The organism is Sulfitobacter sp. HI0040, assembly GCF_001634885.1.
GTDB lineage: Bacteria > Pseudomonadota > Alphaproteobacteria > Rhodobacterales > Rhodobacteraceae > Sulfitobacter.
Window position 1 is genome coordinate 20,320 of sequence record NZ_LWEX01000032.1, and the last position, 8,503, is coordinate 28,822.

The following is an 8,503-nucleotide window of genomic DNA, read 5'->3' on the forward strand; positions in this document are numbered from 1 at the left end:
CAACCCCCGGCGCGGGCCTATTCCGCGGCCACGCGATTCCCCGCCGCCTCGACCTTGACGGCAGAGAACTTGAATTCCGGAATCTTGCCATAGGGATCGACCGCCGGGTTGGTCAGGATGTTGGCTGCCGCTTCCACGTAAGCGAAAGGCAAGAACACCATGTCGGGGGCAACCGCGCGATCCTCCCGCGCCATGATCTCGATCATGCCGCGCTTCGTGCTCAACCGGACGTGTTCTCCCGGAGCCACGCCCAGCTTGCGCAAGGTAGAAGGATGCAACGAGCAGTTCGCCTCCGGCTCCAGCCCGTCCAGCACCGTTGCACGGCGGGTCATCGACCCGGTGTGCCAATGCTCCAGTTGCCGGCCCGTGGTGAGGATCATGGGATATTCGGCATCCGGCACGTCATCGGGTGCCACGATCGCGGCCGGTGTAAACTTGGCCCGCCCCTCGGGCCGGGGGAAACCATCGCCGAAGACGATGGGCTGGCCCGGGTCCGTCTCGCTGAGCGATGGATAGGTCACCGCATTCTCGCGCTCCAGCCGGTCCCAAGTGATGTTGTCGAGCGAGCGCATGTTGCGCTTCATCTCCGCGAAAACATCCGCGGGGCTCTCATAGGTCCAGCCAAGTCCCAGACGTTTGGCCAATTCGACCTCGATCCACCAATCCTCGCGCGCTTCGCCCGGGGGTGCCAGCGCCGGGCGGCCCATCTGCACCTGACGATTCGTATTTGTCACGGTGCCCGACTTCTCCGCGAAGGCAGAGGCCGGCAGGATCACGTCGGCATAATTGGCCGTCTCGGTAATGAAGATATCCTGCACCACAAGGTGATCGAGCTTTGCCAACGCATCGCGCGCATGTTCCACGTCAGGGTCGGACATGGCGGGGTTCTCGCCCAGCACATACATGCCGCGGATATCCCCGTCATGCACGGCATCCATGATCTCTGTCACCGTCAGGCCCTTTTCGGCGCTGAAATCCTCACTGCCCCAGACCTCCGTAAAGGCGGAGCGGACGCCATCGTCGGTGACGCTTTGGTAATCCGGCAGGAACATCGGGATAAGCCCCGCATCGCTCGCCCCCTGCACGTTGTTCTGCCCCCGCAGCGGGTGCAGACCCGCACCGGGCCGCCCGATCTGGCCGGTCATCAGGGCCAGAGAGATCAGGCAGCGCGAATTATCGGTGCCGTGGATGTGCTGGCTGATGCCCATCCCCCAGAAGATCATGGCAGCGTTTGCCCCGGCAAAGGTGCGGGCCACATCGCGCAGCACGTCTGCCTCGATCCCGCAGACCTCGGCCATTTTCTCCGGGGCGAAATCCGCCAGATGCGCCTTTTCGGCTTCCCAGTTCTCCGTATAGGCCGCGATATACTGCTCATCGTAGAGGCCTTCCTCCACGATCACATGCATGATCGCGTTCAGCATCGACACATCGGTACCCGGGCGGAACTGCAACATATGGGACGCAAAGCGGCGCAGGCCCACGCCACGCGGGTCCATGACGATCAGCTTGCCGCCGCGCTTGGTGAACTGCTTGAAATAGGTCGCCGCAACGGGGTGGTTTTCGACCGGATTGGCACCGATGATGATCGCCACATCCGCGTTCTCGATTTCGTTGAAGGTGGCCGTCACGGCGCCTGAACCCACGTTTTCCATCAGCGCCGCGACCGACGAGGCATGGCAAAGCCGGGTGCAATGATCGACGTTGTTATGGCCAAAACCCTGCCGGATCAGTTTCTGGAACAGATAGGCTTCCTCGTTTGTGCATTTGGCGGAGCCGAAACCGGCCACGCCCCGCCCGCCGATGGCCTTGAGCCCATCTGCCGCGACGTCCAATGCCTCTTCCCAGCTCGCCTCACGGAAATGCGTCTGCCAATTGGCCGGATCGACGTTGAGCCCCTTGGCCGGTGCATCGTCCCGCCGGATCAACGGCTTGGTCAAACGATGATCGTGATGGATGTAGTCAAAGCCGAAGCGGCCCTTGACGCAAAGGCGGCCCTCATTCGCCGGACCGTCGATGCCTTCGACGTATTTGACCTTGCCATCCTTTACCTTGAGCGAAATCTGGCAGCCCACCCCGCAGAAGGGGCAGACGCTGTCCACCTCGGAATCGTAATCCGCTGAATCGCCGCGCTGGTCTTCATCCACCACGGTGGCGGGCATCAGGGCGCCGGTGGGGCATGCCTGAACGCATTCGCCACAGGCCACGCAGGTGGATGCGCCCATGGGGTCGGCCATATCGAAGGTCGGATAGGTCGAATGACCACGGCCCGACATGCCGATCACATCGTTGACCTGAACCTCACGGCAGGCCCGGACGCAAAGGCCACATTGGATGCAGGCATCCAGATTGACCGACATCGCGACATGGCTGTCGTCCAGCAGTGGCACGCGCGCCTCTTCCAGCTTGGGAAAGCGGCTCTGCTGCACGCCGCTCCGCTCGGCCATGTCCCACATATGGCTCGACCGGTCGTGGCTGTCGGCCCGTTCCGGGTGATCCGCCATCAGCAGTTCGATGACCATGTCCCGCGCCTGACGGGCACGTGCGCTTTCCGTGGTGACGACCATGCCCTCGGCGGGTTCGCGAATGCAGGACGCGGCAAGCGTCCGCTCGCCCTCGATCTCCACCATGCAGGCGCGGCAGTTGCCGTCCGGGCGGTAGCCGGGTGCGGGCTTGTGGCAAAGATGCGGTATCTTCAGCCCGCGTCCGTTGGCCACTTCCCAGATCGTCATGCCGGCTTCGGCTTCCACCTCCGCGCCGTTTAGCGTGAACCTGATCTTCTCGGCCATGATCGCTCCTCCGTATCGATATGTTCTCTCTATAAACAACACCGCGGGAATACAGGAGTCACGTTCCCGACTTGTTGATCGGATTTTGCGCCAGCCCCGGGGCCCAGCCGCTGCTGCTTCACCCTTTCACAAATACTCATCCGCACTTTCCCCGCGCGCCGCCTCCGCCTATCAAGTCATGCAAAGGAGCAGTCGATGTCCCATATTACCCTCATCCGGCACGGGCAGGCGAATTCCGACGCCCGGGACGAAGCCAGCTATGACCGGCTCAGCACGCTGGGGCGCAAACAGGCCGCCTGGCTTGGCGCCTATCTGCGCGACAGCGACAACCGGCACGTCCGGCTCTATACCGGCACGCTCCAGCGGCATGGAGAGACCGCGGAGGGGATGGAAACCGGCCTCGACGTGCATCAGGACGCGCGGCTGAACGAGCTTGAGTACTTCACACTCGCCACATTGCTCGAAGAGCAGCACGGCGTGCCCTTTCCCGTCGGGCAGGAAGCGTTCATTCATCATTTGCCGCAGGTCTTCGACTACTGGAAAACCGGTCGTTTCGAAGGCCCGCCGGAGAGTTATGAAAATTTCGAAACGCGCGTGCAGGACGTGCTGCGCGAGATCGCGGGGGGCGATGGGCCGGCCTTGGTGGTGACCTCGGGCGGGCTGATTTCCATGGCGATGGCCCAGGCCATGGGCGTGGGGATACCCGCAATGTCCCGGCTGGCGCTGGCGATCATGCATACCTCCATGCACCGGCTTTATCCCATCGGGGGCCATTGGGCGCCCGTGCTGTTCAATGCCGTCCCGCATCTCGACCGGCCAGACCGGCGCGAAGCGCAAACCCATATCTGATCCATTTGAAAGGCTCGCCATGCTGACGCTCCACTATGCCACCGGTACCATCTCCATCGCTGTCGCCATCGCGCTGGAGGAAGCCGGCCTGCCCTATGAAACGATCAAGGTCGATTTCGCCTCTGCCGAACAGACGCAGGCCCCCTATCTCGCGCTCAATCCAAAGGGCCGCGTGCCCCTGCTGGTACTGGAGGACGGCACAAGGCTGACCGAAACGGGCGCGCTTCTTGATTACATCGCGGCCATCGCCCCCGGAGGGGGTCTTCTGCCGGAGGATCCCGTGCTGGCCGCGCATGTCCGGGGCGTCATGTATTACCTCGCCTCGACGATGCATGTGGCCCACGCTCACAGGATGCGAGGCTCACGCTGGGCCACCCGGCAGGAAAGCTTCGACGACATGACTGCGAAGGTGCCGGAGAATATGGCGGCCTGTGGCGCCTATCTGAACGAACATGCCCTAATGGGGGACTATGTCGCGGGCGACCGGCCCAGCATTGCGGACCCGTATCTGTTCACCGGCCTCAACTGGATGGAGGGCGACGGCGCCCCGCTCGCCGCTCATCCCCGCCTTGCGGGGTTCATGGATCGGATGAACCAGCGCGACAGCGTGATGGCGATCCGCCAAAAGGGGTTGCGGTAAGGTGGTGCATCTATGGGTCCGGGCCGAACAGCGCCCCAACGAAACCCGCGTTGGGATTACCCCTGACGGGGCGGTTGAACTGCTGAACAAGGGCTTCACCGTCACGGTCGAGGATTCGCCCAGCCGCGTCATCGGGACCGATCAATATGCCGCAGCGGGATGCACCATCGTGCCCGCACATTCCTGGCCCGATGCGCCGAGTGACGCGATCATATTCGGCCTGAAGGAACTGCCTGACGACGATACGCCCCTGTGCCACCGCCATGTGATGTTCGGCCACGCCTACAAGTGTCAATCCTCCGGCAGGGTCCTGTTGGAGCGGTTCCGCAAGAGCGGCGGCCAACTGCTCGACCTTGAATATCTGACAGATGATACGGGCCGGCGGGTCGCGGCCTTTGGATATTGGGCCGGCTTTGCCGGTGCTGCCGTGTCGCTGATATGCTGGGATGCCCAGCTTCGCGGGGAATCGGCGGGGCCGGTGCGGCCCTACGACAATGCGGAGGCGCTACGCGATGACTTGCAACAAAGGCTGTCGCAGCTTGATGCCCCAGCCCCTCGCGCGCTCATCATCGGGGCGCTGGGGCGCGTGGGGACAGGGGCGGCAGACCTCTGCAAGGCGGTCGGTGTAGCGGTAACCCCGTGGGACATGAAGGAAACCGCCAGCGGCGGCCCCTTTCCCGAAATTCTGCGCCATCAGATCTTCATCAACTGTATTCTGGCCGGACCGGACACGCCGCGCTTCGTCGGGCAAGAAGACCTGACACAAGACAGGGCCCTGCGCGTGATCGGCGACATCGCCTGCGATCCCGACAGCACGTTCAACCCGGTACCACTTTATGACAGGGCGACCACCTGGGCTGTACCGGCACGCCGTGTGGCGGAGAACCCGCCGCTCGACGTTATGGCCATCGACAATCTCCCGTCGATGCTGCCGCTCGAAAGCTCGCAGGACTTTGCGGCGCAACTGCTCCCCACGTTGAGCGCGCTGGACGAGCCGCACAATCCGGTCTGGCAACGTGCTGCCGACCTGTTCGAGCGGCACGTCGCGGCGGACAGCGCCGGAAAGACGGATCAGGAGAAAATTCGGTAATAGAGCGAGTCGGGCAGAAACTTGGATCCGCGGAACAGCAGCGAAAAGGTCCAGGGAAAGTTCCGCTTGAAGCTATCGCCCCCCATATGCTCGAAAACCGTTCTGGCGGCCTCCTCCGGCTCCATCAGGAAGGGCATCTTGAAGTCGTTCTTGTCGGTGAGCTGCGTCCGGATAAACCCGGGATTCACCACCTGCACCTGAACCCCCGTCTTGCGAAGATCGGCATGCATGCACTCGGCAAGCGACAAGGTCGCGGCCTTGGACGCGGTATAACCGATGGAACCGGGCAGCCCGCGGAAGGCGGTGAGGCTGGAGGTGATAACGATATGCCCACGGTCCCGCGCGACCATCCCCGGCACCACCTGCCCCATGACACGGACAAGCCCGGTGAAGTTCACGTCCGCCATGGTCGTGGCCTGTTCGGCATTCCAGTCGGTCGCCGCGAAGGGCCAGTAGGCCCCGGCGAGGTAGACGACGCCGTCGACCTCCCCCACCGCATCGGCGGCGGCTTTGACACTTTCGTCATTACGCACGTCCAGAACCTGATAGGACGCACGGCCCGGCAGGTCGTCCGCCAGCGCGGCGAGCTTGTCTTCCGACCGCGCCGAGAGCACAACCTCGACCCCTGCCCGGCTTAGTTGCCGCGCCAGCGCCGCGCCCAGCCCATCGCTTGCGCCCACCAGCCAATACCGTTTGCCCTGCCATTCCTTCATATCGTGCTCTCCGTTCTTATCGTTGCGACCAGCTCAGCAACCTTGACGCCGTATTTGCGGAACTGGCTTCTGTTCAAAATGGTCCCTTCGGGCGTGAGATACATCCAGTCCACCGTCTGGAGGATATGCCCGCCAAGGGATTGAGGCAGCTGAATCGGATAGACCATCCGCATCGCCGGACCGGCCTGCGCGCCCTGCCCTTTGCCGGGAACGTCCGGCGCGGTCGCACTGAAGGTGCCGTTTTCTTCTATCGTGATCGTCCAGTGGCGGCTCTGGGTCGAGCCGTCGTTATAGACGAACTCTTCGCGCATCTGCCCCACATCGCCGTCCCATGTGATGTCGAAACGCGCGACAAAGCTGCTCGTTACCCGCCCGAGCGGACCGTAGATCACCCCTTCGCAAATCATTCGGCCGTTCAGATGTTTCTTCAGGTCAAACTCGGGATACCCGTCGCTGTAGTCTTCCAATGTCTGACCGTGAAAGGACCCGAACCGACGCCGCAGACCAACCACGACCAGCGCAACGACAAGGCCGGCAAGAAAGAAAATCAGCGGTTCGCTCATGAATCCTCCAAGTTGTCGGCGCGGGCCAGCAGCCAGATCGCGCACAGTTTGAGCACGCAGGGCACCCCGGCGTAAAGCCAGGTCAAGACGTTGAGTGCCAAGGCAGGGTTCGGTGCGCCACCGCCTTCGAAGCCTGCCCGGTCCAAGGCGTGAAGTAGAACGACCGCCGCAAAAGCCAATGCGACTTTCGACACGAAGGACCAAAGCCCGAAGCCCTCTGCGGCCGTCGGGGCGATGACAGCCATGCGACGTGCGAACATGGCCGGTAGCAGCGTCAGATCGGCACCCACCGCAGCACCGGAAACCACGCAGATCACCGCGAAAAGGGCAACGTCACCCGGTCCAAGAAACAGCGCGCTGCCGAAAGCCGCGATGGCAAGCACCATGGCCGTCAGCAACGTGCGGCGCGCGCCGAACCGTTCGGCGGCCATCCCCCAACCGGGCGCGGCGGCAGCTGCGGAAAGGAAAAAGAGCAGCAGCAGCGGTCCTTCCCACCCGGGCGCTGCGAGCGCGGATTCGACGAAAAACAGAAAAAGGGTGGAGCTGACAGCGACAGGTGCCGCATTGACCAGCGCGATGAGCAGCAGGCGGCGGGCGGGCCCATCCCGAAGGATGACTGAGAATCCGACCGGCGCGGTTTCCCCCGATGAAGTCCATTCGCGTCGCATGGCCCAGACGGCGCCCCCGGTCAGGGCCGCGAAGCCCACAGCAAAGCCTGCGAATGGCCGGGCGAGCCAGATGCCCAGCACCACGGGCGCCACCGATGCCGCGCAAACCCCCAGCAGCGCACCCGTTTCCCGCCACCGGGCCAGCGCCAGATGACCGGAGGCCACCCCCTCCGCCCGGGCCACACCCTGCGCGTAGAAACATATGGTCAGAAAACTGAAGCCGCTGAAAACCAGCGCCAACATCAATGCGAACCAAGCAAGGGGCGGCATCAGGGGCTCTACCGCGAATAATCCGACCATGGCCGCCGCCATCAGCCCCGCAGCCAAAGCGACCGCCAGCGCCCGGCGATAGCGCAAGACCTCTGACAGTCGACCGAGCAGCGGATCCTGCACCACGTCGAGCAACCGCAACCCGAAGAGAACCGCACCCAGCGCCGAAAGCGAAGCCCCGTAGGTATCCACGTAGAACTTCGGCGCATGGATGTAGATCGGCAGCCCGGCTGTCGCCAACATGGCCGCGAAAAGCGCATAAGCCGGAAAATGCGAGGGAGTGGTCCGCTTCACCGGGTCACTTCTTCCTTCGGAGGCTCCGGTCGCGACCGGAAGCGCGCGCCCTTCCACCAGAGCTTCAAGGCCTGCCAGTGGATCAGCGCCTGCACCCGTCTGGAACCGAATGGCCTGCGGAGCATCGCCCCGAACATCCCGGCGGTTGTCAGCGGCTTTCGCCTGCCGGTCAACGTCGCCAGCAAACCGCCGCCGGGCCGGTCGTATGCGATCCAGATTCCGATGCGCCGATCGGAAATGTCGAAGCGAAAGGTATAGCGGCCCTCGACCGGCTGAAAGGGCGAGACGTGAAAGACCTTCTCCGCCTCGATCTGGTCCGTGGCGGCAAGGGGCCGGCCATCGGAATGTCGGCATAGATAGCTGTGCCGGTCGCCATAGGTGTTCGTGACCTCGGCGATCACCGCCACCAAATCCTCCGATTTGTCGTAGCACAGCCAGAAGCTGACGGGGTTGAAGACATGACCAAGGATATGCGGCTGGGCCAACAGCTCGATGCGCGCGACGCCATCGACCCCGTAATCCGCCAGAACCGAACGCACCCAAGGCGCACCGCGCCCCGCCCCGGGCGCCCCCCCGTGGTCCTGACCCCGCAGTGCAAAGACACCGCGCCGGTTTCGCCGAAAGGGCCAG

The 8,503-nt window shown here is 63.5% G+C and carries 8 protein-coding genes; 3 read left to right on the plus strand and 5 right to left on the minus strand.

Annotated features, from left to right (window positions below; all coding sequences use genetic code 11):
* Positions 1-17: 17 nt before the first annotated feature.
* Positions 18-2,786 (minus strand): formate dehydrogenase subunit alpha, encoded by a 2,769-nt coding sequence (fdhF, locus tag A3728_RS03355; RefSeq protein WP_067920258.1) that lies wholly within the window; start codon positions 2,784-2,786, stop codon positions 18-20.
* A 195-nt stretch (positions 2,787-2,981) separates the two neighbouring features.
* Between fdhF and A3728_RS03360 the strand changes: the two genes are divergently transcribed.
* From A3728_RS03360 to A3728_RS03370, 3 genes are read left to right on the plus strand one after another with little or no spacing between them, the layout of a single operon-like run.
* Entirely contained in the window at positions 2,982-3,635 is a 654-nt protein-coding gene (locus A3728_RS03360) for a histidine phosphatase family protein (RefSeq protein ID WP_067920260.1), read from the plus strand.
* Positions 3,636-3,654: 19 nt separating this feature from the next.
* Entirely contained in the window at positions 3,655-4,275 is a 621-nt protein-coding gene (locus A3728_RS03365; RefSeq protein WP_067920262.1) for a glutathione S-transferase family protein, read from the plus strand.
* A 1-nt stretch (position 4,276) separates the two neighbouring features.
* Positions 4,277-5,365, plus strand: a complete 1,089-nt coding sequence (locus A3728_RS03370) for a saccharopine dehydrogenase (RefSeq protein WP_067920264.1) — start codon at positions 4,277-4,279, stop codon at positions 5,363-5,365.
* On the opposite strand, the gene A3728_RS03375 is transcribed toward A3728_RS03370, so the two are convergent.
* The 4 genes from A3728_RS03375 to A3728_RS03390 form a co-directional block, all read right to left on the minus strand.
* Positions 5,347-6,078, minus strand: coding sequence for an SDR family NAD(P)-dependent oxidoreductase (locus tag A3728_RS03375; RefSeq protein WP_067920266.1), 732 nt, complete (start codon positions 6,076-6,078; stop codon positions 5,347-5,349). The genes A3728_RS03370 and A3728_RS03375 overlap by 19 nt on opposite strands.
* Positions 6,075-6,641 carry a DUF3833 family protein gene (locus A3728_RS03380; RefSeq protein ID WP_067920269.1) on the minus strand — a complete coding sequence of 189 codons (567 nt, stop codon included), beginning with the start codon at positions 6,639-6,641 and terminating at the stop codon, positions 6,075-6,077. Before A3728_RS03380 ends, A3728_RS03375 begins: the two co-directional genes overlap by 4 nt.
* The gene (locus A3728_RS03385) at positions 6,638-7,873 is read right to left on the minus strand and encodes an MFS transporter (protein ID WP_067920271.1); all 1,236 of its coding nucleotides are present in this window, start codon (positions 7,871-7,873) and stop codon (positions 6,638-6,640) included. Before A3728_RS03385 ends, A3728_RS03380 begins: the two co-directional genes overlap by 4 nt.
* The coding region (locus A3728_RS03390) for a DUF1365 domain-containing protein (RefSeq protein ID WP_067920273.1) at positions 7,870-8,503 on the minus strand (634 nt) is incomplete at its 5' end. The genes A3728_RS03385 and A3728_RS03390, both read right to left, overlap by 4 nt.

What these genes read in the sequence shown, in the direction of transcription:
- A3728_RS03365 (WP_067920262.1), top strand. Translation starts at nt 3,655, where the DNA reads ATGCTGACGCTCCACTATGCCACCGGTACCATCTCCATCGCTGTCGCC.
- A3728_RS03380 (WP_067920269.1), bottom strand. Translation starts at nt 6,641, where the DNA reads ATGAGCGAACCGCTGATTTTCTTTCTTGCCGGCCTTGTCGTTGCGCTG.
- fdhF (WP_067920258.1), bottom strand. Translation starts at nt 2,786, where the DNA reads ATGGCCGAGAAGATCAGGTTCACGCTAAACGGCGCGGAGGTGGAAGCC.
- A3728_RS03375 (WP_067920266.1), bottom strand. Translation starts at nt 6,078, where the DNA reads ATGAAGGAATGGCAGGGCAAACGGTATTGGCTGGTGGGCGCAAGCGAT.
- A3728_RS03360 (WP_067920260.1), top strand. Translation starts at nt 2,982, where the DNA reads ATGTCCCATATTACCCTCATCCGGCACGGGCAGGCGAATTCCGACGCC.